The sequence below is a fragment of the Nocardioides sp. genome, assembly GCF_030150155.1.
GTDB lineage: Bacteria > Actinomycetota > Actinomycetes > Propionibacteriales > Nocardioidaceae > Nocardioides.
The window spans coordinates 1-18470 of sequence record NZ_JASLGR010000043.1 but is presented as its reverse complement, the minus strand read 5'-3'; the positions used below and the strand labels follow the sequence as shown (position 1 = coordinate 18470).

Below are 18470 nucleotides of genomic sequence, written 5' to 3'. Positions count from 1 at the left end.
AGATCACCGAGATCGACGGCTGGGGCACGCTGAGCGGCCCGAAGGCGATCGACGTGAAGGGCAAGGACGGCGCGACCACGTCGTACTCCTTCGACAACCTGATCATCGCCGCCGGCGCGACGGTGCGCAGCGTCCCGGGGGTCACCCCCAACGGCAAGAACATCGTCACCTACGAGGAGCAGATCCTCGACGCCGACCTGCCGCGCTCGATCATCATCGGCGGCTCCGGAGCGATCGGCGTGGAGTTCGCCTACGTGCTCAAGAACTTCGGCGTCGACGTCACCATCATCGAATACCTCGACCGGATGGTGCCGACCGAGGACGCCGACATCTCCAAGGAGCTGCTGCGGCACTACAAGAAGCTCGGCGTCAAGGTGATGACCTCGACGGCCGTCAAGGGTGCCGAGGACACCGGCAACGGCGTGCGCGTCACGGTCGCCCCGGCAGCCGGCGGCGAGGAGCAGGTGCTCGAGGCCGACAAGTTCCTGGCCGCTTTCGGCTTCGCCCCGCGGGTCGAGGGCTACGGCCTCGACAACGCCGGCGTCGCCCTGACCGAGCGGGGTGCGATCGCCATCGACGAGCGCGGCCGCACCAACGTCGAGAACGTCTACGCGATCGGTGACTGCACCGGCAAGTTCATGCTCGCCCACGTCGCCGAGGCGATGGGCATCGTGGCGGCCGAGACGATCGCCGGTGCCGAGACCATGGAGATCAACTTCGACATGGTGCCGCGCGCGACCTACTGCCAGCCGCAGATCGCCTCCTTCGGCTACTCCGAGCAGCAGGCCAAGGACAAGGGCTACGACGTCAAGACCGCGACGTTCCCGTTCTCGGCCAACGGCAAGGCCCAGGGCCTCGGCGACGCCGTCGGCTTCGTCAAGGTCGTCGCCGACGCCAAGTACAACGAGATCCTCGGCGCCCACATGATCGGCCCGGACGTGACCGAGCTGCTGCCCGTGCTCACGCTCGCGCAGAAGTGGGACCTCACCGCTGACGAGATCTCCCGCAACGTCTTCGCCCACCCGACCCTGGGCGAGGCCGTCAAGGAGGCCGTCGAGGGCATCGTCGGCCACATGATCAACTTCTGATCCTGCACCGATCGCCGTACGCGCGATCCTCCGAACGGCTCCGGCAAGGGGAGAACTCCCCATGCCGGAGCCGTTCGTCATGTGGGCAGAGTCTTTCTTGAACTTTTCCTGAGAGCGACCATGACATAGTGTCGCGTTCCGCACGGCTGGTATCGGGTCCGGTCGTGCGGGCACAACTCGGGGGTAGGGCAATGGCGATTCTTCAGCGGTACACATCCAGGTGCGATCACGCGACGTCGACCCCCTGACGCCGGACGTGCCTGAGATGGCTCTCTCCACAGCAGTCGACGTCACCACCACCCGGTGGTCGCCGCGTGACGTGGCGCCCTCGGCGGCGACCACGGTGCTCTCCTGCGCCGGTGCGACCCATGCCGGTGCGGTCCGCTCGGTCAACGAGGACTCCTTCCTGGTCGGGCCCCCGGTCTTCGTGGTGGCCGACGGCATCGGCGGACACGCCTGTGGCGACATCGCCAGCGCCCTGGTGGTCGAGGCCTTCGCCCCGCTGAGCGGCGACGCCTGCGCCACCGCTGCCGACGTCGAGGCTGCACTGGCCCGGGCGCGGGTCACCGTCGCCGGGATCGACGGCGCCGGTCCGGCCGAGCCCGGTGCGACGATGGTGAGCGCCTCCTACCTGGTCGAGGGGGAGCGGGCCTACTGGCTGATCTCCCACGTCGGCGACTCCCGGGCGTACTCCTGGACCGGCTCCGCCGTCGAGCAGATCACCCACGACCACTCGGTGGTCCAGGAGCTGATCGACTCCGGCGAGCTCTCGGCCGAGGCCGCGGCCACCCACCCCGATCGGCACGTGATCACCCGGGCGATCGGCGCCGCCGGCAACACCGCCGCAGAGTTCTCCCTCCTCCCCGTCGAGAGCAAGCAGCGGCTGCTGCTGTGCTCCGACGGGCTCACCAGCGAGGTCAGCGACCGCGCGATCTCGATGATCCTGTCCAACGCCGCCTCGGCCGAGCAGGCCGTCAGCGACCTGGTCGACGCCGCGGTGAACATGGGCGGGCGCGACAACGTCACCGTCGTCGTGATCGACGTCCTCGGGCTGGGGCCGTTCGCGGCGCTGCGCGAGGACACCATCCCCCTCCAGAGGAAGCCCAGATGAGCGCGTACTACGTCCCCGGAGATTCCGTCGTCCTGGTCACCGACCGTGGCCTGGTCGCCACCGGCGCCGCCAACGTCGAGCCCCTGACCACGCTGGCCGGCAGCGACCTGGTGGTGCTGGCCGTCATCGACGCGCTCTCCCAGGGTGCGCTCGCCTCGCTCTCGGACTTCGCCTGCGTGATCGCCGACGGCGACGACCTGCGGATCGTGCTGCGCGGTGCCTTCACCGCGACCGTCGACGGCCAGACCTGGAGCGGCGAGGGCGTCGCGACCTGGATCGAGCAGACCCTCGCCGGGGGAGCCGGCGCCGAGGTCGTGGTCGCCGCCGCGCCGCGGGTCACCGGATCCACCGGCCCGGAGCTGCCCCTGGACTCCGGGGTGGTCTACGCCTCGCAGGTCTGGTGGAGCCGTACGTCGGCCACGGTGACCGCCCCGGTCGCGCCCCCGGCCCCGCCGGTCGTCGCTGCCGCTGCCACCGCGCCGGTCACCCCGCCTGCTGGCCCGACGTCGCCTGCCCCGGCGGCACCGCCCGTGCCGCCCGTCCCGCCCGCGCCGCCGAGCCTGCCGCCGGTTCCCAGCCTGCCGCCGGTGCCGCCGGTGCCGCCGACGCTGCCCCCGGCCCCGCCCGCACCGGTCGCGGAGCGGACCATCGCCGAGCCCGAGACCGACCCGGAGCCCGAGCCTGCCGCACCGGAGGCCGCGCTGCCGGACCAGGCCGCCGACACGGGGGAGATCGAGCAGCCGGCGCCGATCGACGCGGACACCGCCGACGAGATCGAGGACGAACCCGCCGCGCCCAGTGCTGCCCCTTCGACGGTGCCGTCGGCCGACCCCGCGGACGCTCCCGAGACCCAGGAGTCCCAGCTCGACGCCCTCGACGCGATGTTCGGCGCCACCATCTCCGGGACCGGGGAGAGCGCCGTCGTGCCCGGCGACCATGACGGCCACACCATCACCGCCGAGCAGCTGCGCGCCCTGCGGGAGCGCTCGGCGGGGCAGCCGCCGGTGCAGCGCGCCGCGGTGGTCCTGGCCGACGGCACCCGCCACGTGGTCGCCCCACGGGTGCTGATCGGACGCCGTCCGGAGGCCCGCCAGATCAGCACCGGCGGCGTACCCACCCTGGTCACCGTCAGCGACCCGTACGTCTCCAGCACCCATCTCGATGTCAGCTGGGACGGCGGCCGGCTGCTGGTCACGGACCTGTCCACCAACGGCACCCTGTTGCTGCGTCCGGGCCAGCCCGCCCAGACCCTGGTGAAGGGCCACGCCACCGAGGTCGGTCGCGGCACCGTGCTGGCCCTGTCCGAGGAGCTCACCGTCACGATCGATGTGGGGCCTGAGGTCTGACGATGGCTGTCCCCGCTCCACCGAACCTTCCCGGGTTCACCTTCATCGAGCCGATCGGTGAGGGTGGCTTCGCCGACGTGTACCTCTACGAGCAGCGCCTGCCCACCCGCCGGGTCGCGGTGAAGGTGCTCAAGAAGGGCGCCGACGGAGCGCGGCTGGAGATGTTCTACGCCGAGGCCAACGTGATGGCCCAGCTCTCCAGCCACCCGTCGATCATGCCGATCTACCAGGCCGACGTGAGCGCCGAGGGACACCCGTACCTGGTCATGGAGCACTGCCCCGGACCCCACCTCGCCCAGCGCTTCCGGCGCGAGCGGCTCGACGTCGCCGAGGTCCTGGAGATCGCGGTGAAGGTCTCCAGCGCCGTCGAGACCGCCCACCGGGCGGGGATCCTGCACCGCGACATCAAGCCGCACAACATCCTCACCAACGTCTACGGGGCTCCGCTGCTCACCGACTTCGGGATCTCCTCGGCGGTGGGCGAGGGCGCCGAGGCCGAGCAGGGCATGTCGGTGCCGTGGTCGGCCCCCGAGGTGCTCTCCGACTCCCCGCACGCCGACGTCCGCAGCGACGTGTTCTCCCTGGCCGGCACCGTCTACTCGCTGCTGGCGGGCCGCTCGCCGTTCGAGGTGCCCGGTGCGCCCAACGACAACGCCACCCTGATCAGCCGGATCGAGCGCCACCGGCCGAGCCGGATCCTGCGCACCGACGTGCCCGACTCCCTCAACGAGGTGCTGCTCGCGGCGATGTCCCGGCGCCCCGAGGACCGCCCGGCCAGCGCGATGGCCTTCGCCCACCTGCTCCAGGAGATCGAGATCGAGCTGCGTCGTACGCCGACCCGGCTCGAGGTCCTCGACGCCGGACCGCGCGAGGGCGCCGCCGCCGGTGCCAACGACGAGCGCACCATGATCAAGCCGGTCTCGGTGATCGTGCCCGAGCAGTTCCATCCCACCGCCCTGCCCCGCGAGATCGAGGCCGCGACCATCATGCAGCGCCGCTTCCAGGCAGCGCCGGCAGGACTCGTCGCCCCGGGCCCCTCGCTCCAGATGGCACCCGAGGCCTCCCGCTCGGGCCACCGTGTCGGGACCGCCACGTCGGGCGGGGCCGAGGAGGGCCGGCGCAGCCCCTGGGTGATCGCGGTGGTCAGCGTGGTCGTCGTCGCGATCGCGGCGTACGGCGTCATCGCGATGCTCCGCGGTGGCTCGGGCCCCGGCGAGAACGCCCCGGACCCGTTCCAGATCAAGCCCGCCGACGCCGCCGGTGGCCCCGCCCCGGCCCCGGCGGTCAAGGCCACCCGGATCGGCGGTGGCTACCGGTTCAGCTGGGTCAACCAGGCACCCGCCGACGGCGACCTCTACAAGGTGGTCAGGACCCGCAACGGCGAGTCCCTGCCCGAGCTGCGGATCCCCGCCACCAGCATCGACTTCCGGCTCCGGTCGGGTCAGACCGGGTGCGTCACCGTGACGGTGATCCGCAAGAACCTCACCCAGCGGGCCGAGGCGTCCGAGCCGTTCTGCATGGCGGTGCGCTGAGATGAGCTTCTCCTTCACCTCCCGGGCCAAGGACCACGACTCCACCCTCAGCGTGGAGTTCTGTGGCGAGGAGTACGTGGTCGAGCCCGGCGCCACCTTCGGCATCGGCCGGGCCGCCGACCTGATCGTCGACGCCGACAACAGCTACCTGCACCGCCGGCTGGTGGAGCTGGAGTGGGACGCCGGCTTCTGGTGGGTCAGCAACGTCGGCAGCAGGCTGTCGGTGACCGTCAGCGGCGAGGTCGGCGGGCTGCAGTCCACCCTCGGCCCCGGGGCGCGGCTGCCCCTGGTGCTGCCGGCCTGCTCGCTGCTCTTCACCGCCGGCCCGACGACGTACGAGGTGAATCTGAGCGCCGAGATCCCGGTCTTCGCCGCTGCCCAGCAGTTCACCGCCGAGGACGGCGACATGACGCTCGGCTCGGTCGCGCTCACCGACAGCCAGTTCCGGCTGCTGCTGGCCCTGTGCGAGAACGCGCTGCGGCGGGTGGGCTCGGGCGCAGCCGAGATCCCGACCAACGTCGCCGTGGCACGCCGGCTGGGCTGGTCGATCACGACCTTCAACCGCAAGCTCGACAACGTCTGCGAGAAGTTCGACCGCGCCGGGGTGCGTGGCCTGCGTGGGGGACCGGGACGCAACGCGGTCGGGCGGCGCTCGCGCCTGGTCGAGTACGCGTTGGCCTCCCGGATCGTGCGGCGTGAGCACCTGCCGCTGCTGGACCGTCCCGCGGACGGGGAGGAATGAGGATGCTGTCGACCCTGCGGCACCGGAGCAGGCGGCTCCGGCGTACCGCCTCGGCGATCTCGCTGGCGCTGGTCGCCGGTCTGATCGTGCTGATCGCGATCAACAACGAGGGCGACCCGATCACCGAGGTGACGTTCAACGACGGCTCGGTCTGGGTGACCAACCAGCGCGACGGCCTGATCGGCCGGCTCAACCCGCAGATCCAGGAGCTCGACCTCGGGCTCCAGGCGCCGGGCGTCTCCTTCGACATCGAGCAGCAGGCCACCAGCCTCTTCACCGACGGCGTGGTGGGCAGCGACACCTCGATCGTGCCGATCGACGTGGCCAAGGCCGCCGGGGGCAGCCCGACCGCGATGCCGACCGGCACCGAGGTGGCCTACAACGGTGGGGTCTTCGCCCTGCGCGACCCCTCGACGGGCCGGGCCTGGGTCCAGCGCGAGGGCGTGCTCGCCACGATCACCGCGAAGTCGAAGGACTTCGCTGCCGAGAAGGTCGCCGCGGCTGCGGTCGGCACCGACGGCACCGCCTACCTGGTGCACCGCGACGGCGCGATCACGCAGGCTTCCTTCGCCGACGGCGGCCCACTGAGCACCAGCGGGGCCGGGCATCTGCCCGAGGCGCCGGCCGACGACCTCGAGGTCACCGTGGTGGGGGACACCCCGGTGGTGCTGGACCGCACCAGCGGCCGGCTGCTGATCCCGGGGCACGACGCCATCGACCTGCACGAGGACGACCTGAGCCACCTCCACGTCCAGGAGCCCTCGGCCAAGGCCGACTCGGTCGTGGTCGGCACCCAGACCGACGTGCTCCGGGTGCCCTTCGACGGCGGCGACGTGACCAGCCTGCGCCACACCCTGCACCTGGAGGGTGCCATCGCCGGGGACCCGGCGCCGCCGGTGGTCGTGGCCGGCTGCGTCTACGCGGCCTGGTCCGACCCGACCCCGGGTGCGGCCAACTACCTGCGTGACTGCCCCGACGCGGCCGACGACGACGCCCAGGCCCTGGGCGGTGAGGTCCAGAGCGGTGCCAGCCTGCGGTTCCGGGTGAACCGTCAGGTCGTGGTGCTCAACGACGTCGCCTCGGGCGACTCCTGGCTGGTCCAGCAGCCCGGGCACAAGAAGGTCTCGAACTGGGACTCGATCAACCCGGAGAAGCAGAACAAGCCGACCCAGGAGAAGGTCACCGACAAGGTCGAGCGCAAGCAGAACCGGCCACCGGAGGCGACCGACGACGACCTGGCGGCGCGCCCGAACAAGTCCAGCATCCTGCCGATCGTGGCGATGAACGACCACGATCCCGACGGCGACATCATCACCATCACCAAGGTGCAGTCGATCAGCGGACCCGACGTGGAGCCGAAGATCATCAGCGGCGGCACCCAGCTGCAGGTCACCCTGCACGGCACCGAGCCGGGCCTGGCCCGGCTGCGCTACTTCATCACCGACGGCAACGGCGGTGAGGACTCCGCCGAGGTGCGGCTGACGATCCTGGACAACGGGGTCAAGGACCACAAGCCGGAGATGATGAAGGACCGCGAGCAGCGGCTCACCGTCGGCCGGGGCAAGTCGTCCTCGCTCTACCTGCTGGCCGACTTCTTCGACCGCGACGGCGACGACCTGGTGCTGACCGGCGCCACCGCGACCGGCGGGCAGGTCGAGTTCCGACCCGACGGCACCCTCCAGTTCACCGACGACGGTGACGGCGGCCGGGCCAAGTCGGTCAGCTACACCATCGAGGACGGCCACGGTGAGTCGTACGTCGGCAAGTTCCCGGTCGACGTCAAGGACTCTGCCGAGCTCGCTCCGGAGCTGATCCCCGACCTCAAGTCCGGGGTGGCCAACACCCGGGTGCTGGTCCAGCCGCTGCTCAACGACCGCAACCCCGAGGGTGGCGACCTGCTGCTGGAGAAGGTCAAGGTCCGCGGCGACGCGACCGGCACCTACCTGCGGCCCGACCCCCGTACCGGCACGTTCACCTTCTCCGCGGACAAGGCCCGCACCTACTACCTCGACTACCGCGCGTCCTCGCCCTCGGGCGCCTCGGCGAGCTCGTTCGTCAGGTTCGACGTGGAGTCGCCGCCGAAGAACAACCAGCCGCCGATCGCGGTGGCCGACAAGGCGGTGCTCTCGCCGGGCTCGACCACCGAGGCCGACCTGCTGCTCAACGACATCGACGTCGACGGCGACGTGCTGGTGGTGACCAAGGTCGGCGACTCCTCCATCCCCGGGGTGAAGGTCTCGGTGGTGGACAAGCGGGTCGCGGTGATCAGCTCCTCGACCGATCTGGCGGGCCGCGCCGCGGTGATCAGCTACACCGTCTCCGACGGGCACAACTCCGCCGAGGGCACCCTGACCGTCAGCCAGCGCAGCGCGACCGGGGAGAACAGCAGCCCGGTGGCGAACAAGGACCAGACCACGGCGCGGGAGGGCTCGGTGGCCACCATCGGGGTGCTGGCCAACGACTCCGACCCCGAGGGCGGCAAGCTCCAGCTGGCCTACGTCCAGGCCACCCCCGACTCCGACGGCCGCAAGCTCGACATCTGGGTCGCCGACGACGTGCTGCGGTTCAAGGCGCCCGCGCTGCCCGAGGGCAAGCCGAAGGTGTTCAAGGCGATCTACGGCGTCAAGGACGGCGACGGCCTCACCTCGGCGGCCGAGGTGATGGTCTTCGTCATCCCCGACTCCGCGGAGAACAACCACCCGCCGGCACCGGCCCCGATCATCGAGCGGGCCGTGGCCGGTCAGCCCAAGGTGATCGCCGTCGACCTGGCCGGCGCCGACCCCGACGGCGACGCGCTCACCTTCACCCGGATCATCAGCGCCCCCAAGCGTGGCCGGATCCTCGACACCGGTGCGGACTGGATCAAGTACGAGGCCTACGAGAACCGGCCCGGGACCGACTTCTTCCAGCTCGAGGTGCGCGACAAGTTCGGTGCGATCGGTGTCGCCGCGGTCCGCGTCGGGGTGGTGCCCCGGCTCGCCGTCGACCAGGCGCCGGTGGCCCTGGACGACTCGATCGCGGTCAGGCCCAACCGCCGGGTCTCGGTCTACGTGCTGGGCAACGACGTCGACCCCGACGACGACAAGCTCCTGATCGGGGACAAGCTCGAGGCCGCCAAGAGCCTGCACGCCAGCCAGAGCAAGGGGTTCATCTCCCTGGACGTGCCCGGCCTGGACGACGGCAAGCCGGTCACCTCCACGGTCGGCTACCAGCTGCTGGACGAGGCCCGGCAGAGCGACAACGCGATGCTGCGCGTCGAGGCCCGCAAGGACGCCCCGTACTACGCCCCGGTCGCCCGCGACGACGTGGTCGAGCTGGCCGACATCGCCGGTCGCCCGGCGGGTGCCACCGTCGAGGTGGAGCCGCTGGTCAACGACCTCGACGTCGACGGGTCGCCCGACCAGCTGCGGCTGCTGCGCTGTCGTGCCGACACCGCCAACGGCTGCGCGGTGGTGGGCAACAAGCTCAAGATCACCCTGACCCCGCGCGACCAGGTCGTGATCTACGACCTCGGCGACGCCGACAGCCAGTCACCCGACACCTCCGGTGTGGTCTTCGTCAGGGGCACCGACAACATCGCTCCGACGGTCAACGCCGCCGCCGTCCCGGTCGTGGCCAAGGCCGGCGTACCGCTGACCCTGGACCTGCGTCAGGTGGTCGTGACCCGTCCGGGACGCACCGCGTCCCTGGTCGTCGGCGACGACCCCGAGGCGATCAACGGCCGCGCCGAGCAGTCCACCAGCGCCAAGAACCAGCTCGTCTTCACCGCTGCGCGCGGGTACGTCGGCCCGGCGTCGGTCTCGGTCAACGTCAGTGACACCCGCGGGGGCGACGACCGCACCGCCCTGGAGTCGGTGGTCACCATCCCGATCGACGTCACCCCGGCCACGAACGTGCCACCGACGGTGCGCGGCGCCGACATCAAGGTCGCCCAGGACACCGACGCCGAGCTCGACCTCGCCGGCCTGGTGCGTGACGTCAACCCGAAGTTCAAGCCCGACCAGATGGCGTACGCCATCGTCTCCACCGAGGGCAGCATCAAGACCAGCCTGACCGACAGCCTGCTGCGGGTCACCGCGCCGGGGGCCGAGTCCGGCTCGGGCACGATCGTCTTCGCCGTCGACGACCGCGAGGGCGGCCGCGCCCAGGGCACGATCCGGGTGCAGGTGGTGGCCAGCGACAGGCCGCTGGCCCGGGTGCCCACGGTCGAGCTCAAGGCCAAGCGCGACGAGCGGGTCTCGGTCGACATCGCCAGCTATGCGATCAACCCGTACGCCGACGAGAGCAAGTCCCTCACGGTGCACGACTCCTACTCCGTGGACGGCGGCGCTGCCTCGGCGATCTCCCGGTTCAAGGTCGACGGCACCCGGATCTCGTTCGTCCCGACCGGCACCGGCGTGGTGACGGTGCGCTTCACCGTCTCCGACGCCAGCGGCGACCGGAGCCGGGACGTGGTGGGCCGGATCAAGGTCGCGGTCGCCGCGCCGCCGGACAAGCCCACCCGGCCCGAGGTCTCGAGTGTGGAGGCCCGCTCGGTGGTGCTGTCGTGGCGTGAGCCGAACAACAACGGCGCCACCATCACCGGCTACCGGGTGCAGGGCAGCAACGGCTTCAGCACCACCTGCTCGGCCACGACCTGCACCCTGGACGGACTCAGCCCGGGATCGAAGTACAGCTTCAAGGTCGCTGCCGAGAACGAGGCCGGCACCGGTCCGTGGAGCGACGCCTCGGCGTCGGTGGTGCCGAACAAGGTGCCCGGCATCATGACGCCGCCGCGGGTCGACCCGAGCCCGACCGGACGCGACCGGCAGCTGACCCTGCACTGGGACGTGCCCGACAACGAGGGCGACGCCATCGGGAACTACGTGGTGAAGTGGAACGGCGGCACCCGGACCGTCGGCCCGGTCACCTCGACCACGATCAGTGGGCTGGAGAACGGCACCAGCTACCAGTTCAGCATCTACGCGGTGAACTCCGCCGGTCCCGGCTCGGAGTCGGGCAAGAGCGATCCCGAGGTGCCGTTCGGCAAGCCTGCGGCGGGGGAGAAGCCGTCGGTGACGCCGAGCCTGGCGAACTTCAGCCCCTACATCAAGGTGGACTGGCCCGCCCCGGACGCCAACGGCGACCCGATCACGAAGTACGCCGTCTACTGCGACCGGTGCTCCTCCAACCGCTACGTCGTCGAGGGCACCTCGCGGACGTTCACCCACGACGACGGCATCGACAACGGCACCAGCTACACGTTCAGCGTCGCGGCGATCAACCGTGCCGGGGAGGGCCCGCGCGGCCCGAGCGACGCAGCGATGCCGTTCCGGCCGGCCGACAAGGTCGAGGGGCTCTCCTACGTCACCTCGCCCGCCGACCGGACCGCGACGATCAGGTTCTCCGCCCCGCGCAGCCTCGGCGGCCTCGATCTCCAGTACTACGCGATCGAGGGCTCCGGGCTGGTCGGACCGACTCGGGTCTCGGGCGCGGCCCCAGGCGGCCTGGACCTGACCTTCTCCGACAACTCCTACCACTCGGTGCGGATCTACGCGGTCACCTCGAAGGGGCGCACCGGCGACATCCGGGGTGCCGACGACTCCCTCGGCGACGTCCTGACCTGGGGCAAGCCCGGCGCCCCGACCGGAAGCGGCTACGCCGACGGCTACTACGGCGTGAAGGTGAGTGCGAGCGCCGGCGGTGCCAACGGCCGTGACGTGCGTGGGGTGGAGTACTACGACGGCACCACCTGGCGCTCGGTGCGCAGCTGGGATCCGCCCGGGATCGGCGTCGACTACGGCGGGGCCGAGGGCTGCGTGAAGTTCAGGACCGTCTCTGCGGCCACCGACGCCCGGATGTACTCCGACGAGGTGCCGCTGTGCGGCCGCTCGAACACCCGCAAGGCGAAGATCGGGCGCGGCACGGCTCGCCGGGCCGCGGACGGCTCGCCGTGTGGTGGCCTCGACCAGCCCAGCTGCGTGCTGCGCTCGGTGCGGATCACCGGGGAGGGCTTCGCGAAGAGCGCCACCGTCTCGCTGGCGGTCAGCGGCTCCACGAAGGTCGGCACCTGCGCGGAGAACGTGACCACCGACCAGTGGGGCAACGTCGCCTTCGACACCGGCGACGGCTGCTGGTTCCAGGACGATGACGCCAGCGTGGACGTGATGGTCGACGGCGTCCAGGCGACGAGATGACGACGCGATGACGACGACATCAGCGACATCAGCCACATCAGCAGCACCGGCAGCACCAGCAGGACAGCGACGAAGGGGAGATCTCGGGATGGAACACAGCGCAGCAGCAGGAGGCACCCGCCGAGTCCGGCTCGGCCGGATCGCGGCGGTCGGTGCCGGCGCGGCCGCCCTGGTCGCCTCGACCGTGGTCGCCGGTCCGGCGACGGCCAAGCCGGCCCCCGGCACCACCATCGACGGCTACCTCCAGGCGATCGGCGGCGGCTCGTGCCAGCTCTCCGGTGCCGACAAGCTGCCCCGGGTCGTGACCGCCGCCGGTGCCCGCGCCGCCCTGTCGGCGGAGTCGTCGCGGGTGCTCACCACCACCGGGGGCGGCACCGTCGGGCAGGTGACCCTCAAGGAGGACGTCGCGATCACGCCGACCCTGCGCGGCGGCGGCCTGGCGCTGCTCACCGTGCAGGCCTCGGGCAGCCTCTCGTTCTGGCCTTCGGGCACCGGTGCCTCGTGCGGTGCCAACGGGACCGTGATCGCCAACGCCACGCCGTGGATGAGCAGCCACACCGTGCAGCCCGTCGCCGGCGCCGGCTGGCTCACCCTCCGGGTCGCCAACCGGGCCCGCAGCGTCACCCGGATCAAGCTGACCGTCTGGACCGCCGCCGGGACCGCCAGCACCTTCGTGCCCGACCGCGACATCGCCACCGACCAGACCATCAGGGCCTACCTCCCGGCCGGTGGCCTGGTCGACCTGTGGACCTCGGCCGGCGGCGGTGCCAGTGCGAAGGCGCCGCTCACCAAGGTGCAGACCACCAGCTGGACCACCTCGCTCCGCGGTGACGTGATCGGGGTCGGCGTCGCCACCGGCGCCCAGCGCGGTGCGCTCTTCCCGCGCCGCTCGGTCACCCTCCCGGCGGCGGTGTCGTGCGCCCGCCACACGGCCCGGATCGCCGTCACCAAGGTCGGCCGCAAGAAGGCCCGCAAGGTCGTGGTGGTGGTCAACGGCAAGAAGGTCCGCACCCTGAGCCGGCTGAAGGTCAAGGGGTACGGCGTCAAGGTGCCGGCCAAGGGCACCATCACGCTCAAGGCCAAGGTCACCTCCCGGCACGGCACCACCCGCACCACCGCCCGCACCTACGCCGCCTGCCGCTGACGCAGGCCCGTTCCACGATCCCGAGATCCCGACCCGAGGAGAGACCCGATGGCACTCACCCAGGACCAGACCGAGTGGTACGCCACCACGTTCGGACAGCTCGTCGCCAACGTCGAGACCGCGCTGGTCGGCAAGACCCGGACCGTGCAGCTGGCCTGGACGTGCCTGCTCGCCGAGGGGCACCTGCTGCTCGAGGACTTCCCGGGCACCGGCAAGACCTCGCTGGCCCGGGCGATGGCGCAGACCATGAAGGGGACCCAGAACCGGATCCAGTTCACCCCCGACCTGCTGCCCAGCGACGTCACCGGCGTCACGATCTACGACCAGAGCACGGCTCGGTTCACCTTCCACGAGGGGCCGATCTTCGCCAACGTGGTGCTCGCCGACGAGATCAACCGGGCCTCGCCCAAGACCCAGTCGGCCCTCCTGGAGGTGATGGAGGAGAGCCAGGTCACCGTCGACGGCGTCACCCACCGGGTGCCCGAGCCGTTCGTCGTGATCGCCACCCAGAACCCGATCGAGCAGGCCGGCACCTACCGGCTGCCCGAGGCCCAGCTCGACCGGTTCCTGATGAAGACCTCGATCGGCTACCCCGACCACGCCAGCACGGTCCAGATCCTCGCCCACGCCCACGGCAAGGCGGTCACCCGGCTGCAGCCGGTGATCTCCTCGGAGAACGTCGCCTCGATGATCGCGCTGGCCGCCGAGGTGCACGTCGAGCCGGCCGTGCTGGAGTACATCTCCCGGCTGCTCGCCGAGACCCGCGGGGCCCCCGAGGTGCTGCTCGGCTGCTCGGTGCGGGCCGGTCTCGGCCTGGTCCGGGCCTGCCGTGCCTGGGCGGCGGCGACCGGGCGCAGCTACGTGCTGCCCGACGACGTCAAGACGCTCGCCGAGCCCGTGCTGGCCCACCGGATGGTGCTCGACCCCGAGGAGGAGTTCCGCGGGACCACCACCACCGACGTGCTGCGCCGCATCCTCGGCCGGCTGCCGGCCCCGCAGGAGACCTCTGCCTGATGGTGTCCGAGGAGACGACGCAGGGGCGCATCGCCCGGGTCCGTCGGCGTGGCCAGGTGCTACGCCGGCGGGTGCTGGCCGCTGCGCTCAGCGGCTCCCGGCTGCTCACCGAGCGGTGCGCGCCGGCCGTCGCGGGCTGGCGCCGCGCCACCGCGGTGGTCTCGGTCGCCGCCTGGGTGCTGGCCGCGGCCGCGGTGATCGCGCTCGTGGTCGGCGTACGGACGGGATGGGCCGAGCTGGTGATCGGTGCGCTCTTCGGCTTCGCGCTGCTCCTGGTCGGCGTGCCGTTCGTGGTCGGGGCCCACCAGCTCTCCTCGACCCTGGACCTCGCCCGTGACCGGGTGGTGGTGGGGGAGCGGGCCCACGGTGCCCTGATCCTCACCAACGCCTCGGGGCGGCGGCTGCTGCCCAGCATCGTCGACCTGCCGGTCGGGGCCGGTCGGGCCTCCTTCGAGCTGCCCTCGCTCGGCACCGGCGCCGAGCACGAGGAGCTGTTCGCCATCCCGACCGCGCGCCGGGCCGTGCTCACCGTCGGCCCGGTCACCTCGGTGCGTGCCGATCCGCTCTCGCTGCTGCGTCGCGAGCAGGACCTCACCGGCGCCGAGCTGCTCTACGTCCACCCGCGCACCGTGCGGGTGGAGAGCTCCGCGGCCGGTCTGATCCGCGACCTCGAGGGCAACTCGGTGAAGAAGCTGACCGAGTCCGACGTGGCCTTCCACGCGCTGCGCGACTACGTGCCCGGCGACGACCGCCGCCACATCCACTGGAAGACCAGCGCCCGGTCGGGGCGGCTGATGGTCCGCCAGTTCGAGGAGACCCGCCGCTCCCACCTGCTGGTGATGCTCTCCACCCGAGTCGAGGACTACGCCAGCGACGACGAGCTGGAGCTGGCGATCTCGGTCGCCGGATCGCTCGGCGTCCGGGTGCTGAGCGAGGGCCAGACCTTGAGCACCGTCACCTCGGCCCGTGCGCTGCGGGCCCGCTCGACCCGACAGTTCCTCGACCGGCTCTCCGGGGTCGAGTTCACTCCCGGGGCCGGACCGCTGTCCACCGTCGCCCGCACCCTCGCCTCCGAGCACGGCTCGGCCAGCGTCGGCGTGCTCTTCGGCGGCTCGTTGACCGAGCTGGCCGAGTTCCGTCGGGCCCGGCGCTACCTGTCCAGTGAGATGCGGGTGATCGCCTTCCGCTGCGTCCTGGGTGCCGAGCCCGTGGTCAAGACGATGGGCGACCTCACCGTCGTCTCGGTGCCGCACCTGGACGAGCTCTCCCCGCTGGTGCGGAGGGCCGCCCTGTGAGCCTGTCCCAGCACAGCGGGAGCGTCGCCGGACGCACCGTCTCCGCGACCAGCACCCGCCGCACCCGTGACCCCGGCTCGCCGCTGGTGATGCTGATCGACGTCGTCCTGATCCTCGCCTGCGGTGCGCTGGCGGCCTGGCCGTTCGGTGACGCGTACGCCGGCCAGCGCTGGCTGGTCGCGGTCGTGGCGGGTCTCGCGCTGGGGGCCCTGATCGCCCTGGCCGGGTACCTGCTCCGGCTCGGACCCTGGGCCACCGCGCTGCTGCTGGCCCTGGTCTACCTCGTGCTCGGGCCGGGGCTGGCGGTGCCGGACCTGGCCAGCTCCGGGTTCGGCCCGAACTCGGCCGCCGTCCGCGGGCTGCTGCACGGTCTGGTGGAGTCCTGGCGCGATGCGCTCACCGCACCGGTGCCGCTGGGCACCACGGCCGCGGTCCTGGTGGTGCCCTTCGTCAGCGCGCTGCTGGCGGGTCTGCTGGCGGGGGTGCTGCTGTGGCGTTCGCGCTGGCCCGCTGCGGCGTCGCTGGCGGTGCTGGCCCTGTTCGTCACGGCGGCGGCGTACGGCGACGTCGACACGCACCACGTGCTGGGCCGCGGCCTGGCCCTCGGCGCGGTCCTGATCGTGTGGATGCGGCTGCGCAGCCTGCGCCACGTCCGGGCGCGGTGGGGCCGGCGGGCCCTGATGACGGCCGTCGTGGTCGCGATCGCCGGCGGGGTCGCGATGGCCGCGGCACCGGCGCTGACCTCGCACACCGAGCGTCGGGTGCTGCGCGACTACGTGCAGCCGCCGTTCGACCCGCAGGACTACCCGAGTCCGCTGTCGAAGTACCGCGCCTACGTGAACTCCGACGTCGCCAAGGCCAAGCAGCTCTTCTCGGTGCAGGGGCTGCCGAAGGGCTCGGCGGTGCGGCTGGCGACGATGGACTACTACGACGGCGTGGTGTGGAACGTCGCCGGCGGCGAGCACGCCACCTCGGACTCGGGGACGTTCCGTCGGCTCCGCTCCGACGCCCGCGCCGGTGCCAGGTCGACCCCGGTCTCGGTCACGATCCTCGACCCCGACTACCACGATCCGTGGGTGCCGACGATCGGTCAGACCGACACGGTGAGCGTCGAGGGCAGGCCGGGTGCGGCGCTCTCGGAGCTGGTCTACAACCGGGAGACGGGCACGCTGGCCAGCACCGCGGCGGTCAAGCCGGGGACGACGTACCGGCTGCAGAGCGAGGTCACCGCGCAGCCGGCCCGGGAGAAGACCTCGCTGGCCGAGGTCGACGGCGGCGTCTCGACGCCGACCCCGGCGATGGTGCCCGACGAGCTGATCTCCCGGGTCAAGGAGTGGCAGGGCAACGACGAGTTCGTCGGGGGCGCCCCGGGTGCCTGGCTGCTCTTCCTCGCCGACGCGTTCAAGAACAAGGGCTTCTTCACCGACGGTGACGGCAACGTCCCGGCCGGCCACGGCTACAGCAGGCTCGCCCTGCTGACCCGGCCCAACAGTCAGCCGCTGGGCGACGATGAGCAGTACGCCGCCGCGATGGCGCTCGCCGCGCAGGCGATCCGGAACCTCCCCGCGCGGGTGGTGATCGGCTTCAGGACGCCCTCGGACAGCACCAGCAACGCGGTCACGATCGAGGGCCGCGACATGGCGGCCTGGGTCGAGGTCAAGCTCGCCGGACTGGGCTGGGTCACCTTCGACCCGACCCCGCCCGACCAGCAGATCCTGCAGCGTCCCAAGGAGGACCCGAACGACGACCCGCAGCCGCAGGTGCTCCAGCCGCCGCAGCCGCCCGGCGAGCCGAAGGAGGCCGGGGCCAACCTGCAGCAGGGCGACAGCAAGAAGTCGAAGTTCGACCTGTGGGGCCTGGTCGGCGACATCGCCGCGGTGCTGCTGCGCGGCGGCCAGATCCTGCTGCTGACCAGCCCGCTGTGGGGGATCGTGCTGTTCAAGGCACTGCGCCGTCGACGCCGCCGTCGGGCCGCCGATCCGACCACCCGGCTCAGCGGCGGGTGGCGGGAGCTGACCGACCGTGCCCGCGACCTCGGGGTGACCCTGCCCTACAGCAACACCCGGCTGGAGAACGGCCACCTGCTGGAGGAGACCTTCCCCGACGGGGGTGCGGTCGACCTGGCCGCCCGGGCCGACGCCCACATCTTCGGTGGGGGCACCCCCGAGGACGCCGAGGTGGCGGCGTATTGGGCCGACGTCCGCACCGCCACCCGTCGGCTGCCGCGCTCGCGGCCCTGGTGGCGCCGTCCGTGGGCGTGGCTCTCGCCCGCCTCGGTGCCGTGGGCCGACCTCGGCCGGCGGCTGCGTGCCCGGCTGGAGCGGGGCCGCGACCGGATCGGGGCGCTGGCCGGCCGGGTGACCCACAGATTGCACGAGCTCGTGCGACGCGAGAAGCCACGAGAGAAGCGATGAGACAAGAAGGTGAAGCGATGACGGTTCCGGTCTCGATCGGGCAGCCGAGGTACGCCTCGGTGGGGAAGCGGATCGGCGCCTATGCGCTGGATCTGGTGGTGGTCGTCCTCGTGGCCGGCGTCGCAGGCGGCCTCGCCGCGGTCATCGGCGGCCGCAGTGCCGTCGGGGTGGGCACCTCGATCGCCCTGCTCGTGGTCGGGATCGGGCAGTGGGTGCTGCTCGGCCGTCGCGGCTTCACGGTCGGCAAGGTGCTGCTCGGCCTGCGCGTGGTCGACGCCGGCAGCGGTGCGCCGATCGGGATGGGCAGGGCGCTGCTGCGTAGCCTGGTGCTGGGTCTGCTCGGCTCGGTCTGGATCCCGCTGATCGTGATGGCCTGCCTGATCCCCGGCGACCCGCGCCGCCAGGGCTGGCACGACAAGGCGGTCAACTCCGTCGAGCTCGACACCGATGGTGCGCCGGCGGGGAGACTCCCCGGGGCGGCCACCGGCGCTCCGAACGGCGCTCCGATCGGGGCACCGCCCGGGCGCCCTGTCGGGGCCGGCGCCGGTCCCTCGGGCCCGCCGCCCGGGGCTCCGGCCACCGCGCCCCGGGCCGCCACCGCCCCGGCC

At 72.0% G+C, this 18470-nt stretch carries 11 protein-coding genes; all 11 read left to right on the top strand.

Translation table 11 applies throughout. The features are described from left to right. The coding region (locus tag Q1V88_RS13650; protein ID WP_300681828.1) for an FAD-dependent oxidoreductase at positions 1 to 1088 on the top strand (1088 nt) is incomplete at its 5' end. A 265-nt stretch (positions 1089 to 1353) separates the two neighbouring features. After that, positions 1354 to 2199 carry a protein phosphatase 2C domain-containing protein gene (locus Q1V88_RS13645; protein ID WP_300681826.1) on the top strand — a complete coding sequence of 282 codons (846 nt, stop codon included), beginning with the start codon at positions 1354 to 1356 and terminating at the stop codon, positions 2197 to 2199. Beyond that, a complete protein-coding gene (locus Q1V88_RS13640) occupies positions 2196 to 3545 on the top strand; it encodes an FHA domain-containing protein (protein ID WP_300681825.1) in 1350 nt (449 codons plus the stop codon). Before Q1V88_RS13645 ends, Q1V88_RS13640 begins: the two co-directional genes overlap by 4 nt. Before the next feature lie 2 nt (positions 3546 to 3547). Then, positions 3548 to 5077 (top strand): serine/threonine-protein kinase, encoded by a 1530-nt coding sequence (locus Q1V88_RS13635; RefSeq protein WP_300681823.1) that lies wholly within the window; start codon positions 3548 to 3550, stop codon positions 5075 to 5077. Position 5078: 1 nt separating this feature from the next. Continuing rightward, on the top strand, positions 5079 to 5819 hold the full coding sequence (locus tag Q1V88_RS13630; protein ID WP_300681821.1) for a hypothetical protein: 741 nt from the start codon (positions 5079 to 5081) through the stop codon (positions 5817 to 5819). 2 nt (positions 5820 to 5821) lie between these two features. After that, on the top strand, positions 5822 to 11995 hold the full coding sequence (locus Q1V88_RS13625) for an Ig-like domain-containing protein (protein WP_300681819.1): 6174 nt from the start codon (positions 5822 to 5824) through the stop codon (positions 11993 to 11995). Between the two features lie 88 nt (positions 11996 to 12083). Further along, entirely contained in the window at positions 12084 to 13139 is a 1056-nt protein-coding gene (locus Q1V88_RS13620; protein WP_300681818.1) for a hypothetical protein, read from the top strand. Positions 13140 to 13187: 48 nt separating this feature from the next. After that, positions 13188 to 14153, top strand: a complete 966-nt coding sequence (locus tag Q1V88_RS13615) for a MoxR family ATPase (protein ID WP_300681816.1) — start codon at positions 13188 to 13190, stop codon at positions 14151 to 14153. Then, on the top strand, positions 14153 to 15448 hold the full coding sequence (locus tag Q1V88_RS13610; protein WP_300681814.1) for a DUF58 domain-containing protein: 1296 nt from the start codon (positions 14153 to 14155) through the stop codon (positions 15446 to 15448). The genes Q1V88_RS13615 and Q1V88_RS13610 overlap by 1 nt, the downstream gene beginning before the upstream one ends. After that, positions 15445 to 17862, top strand: a complete 2418-nt coding sequence (locus tag Q1V88_RS13605) for a transglutaminaseTgpA domain-containing protein (protein ID WP_300681812.1) — start codon at positions 15445 to 15447, stop codon at positions 17860 to 17862. The genes Q1V88_RS13610 and Q1V88_RS13605 overlap by 4 nt, the downstream gene beginning before the upstream one ends. Positions 17863 to 17879: 17 nt before the next feature. After that, positions 17880 to 18470, top strand: a 591-nt coding sequence (locus Q1V88_RS13600; protein ID WP_300681811.1) for an RDD family protein, incomplete at its 3' end; no start/stop codon positions are given.

Excerpts from the sequence above, each read along its gene's own strand:
- Q1V88_RS13645 (WP_300681826.1), top strand. The coding sequence starts at position 1,354 with ATGGCTCTCTCCACAGCAGTCGACGTCACCACCACCCGGTGGTCGCCG.
- Q1V88_RS13640 (WP_300681825.1), top strand. The coding sequence starts at position 2,196 with ATGAGCGCGTACTACGTCCCCGGAGATTCCGTCGTCCTGGTCACCGAC.
- Q1V88_RS13635 (WP_300681823.1), top strand. The coding sequence starts at position 3,548 with ATGGCTGTCCCCGCTCCACCGAACCTTCCCGGGTTCACCTTCATCGAG.
- Q1V88_RS13630 (WP_300681821.1), top strand. The coding sequence starts at position 5,079 with ATGAGCTTCTCCTTCACCTCCCGGGCCAAGGACCACGACTCCACCCTC.
- Q1V88_RS13625 (WP_300681819.1), top strand. The coding sequence starts at position 5,822 with ATGCTGTCGACCCTGCGGCACCGGAGCAGGCGGCTCCGGCGTACCGCC.
- Q1V88_RS13620 (WP_300681818.1), top strand. The coding sequence starts at position 12,084 with ATGGAACACAGCGCAGCAGCAGGAGGCACCCGCCGAGTCCGGCTCGGC.
- Q1V88_RS13615 (WP_300681816.1), top strand. The coding sequence starts at position 13,188 with ATGGCACTCACCCAGGACCAGACCGAGTGGTACGCCACCACGTTCGGA.
- Q1V88_RS13610 (WP_300681814.1), top strand. The coding sequence starts at position 14,153 with ATGGTGTCCGAGGAGACGACGCAGGGGCGCATCGCCCGGGTCCGTCGG.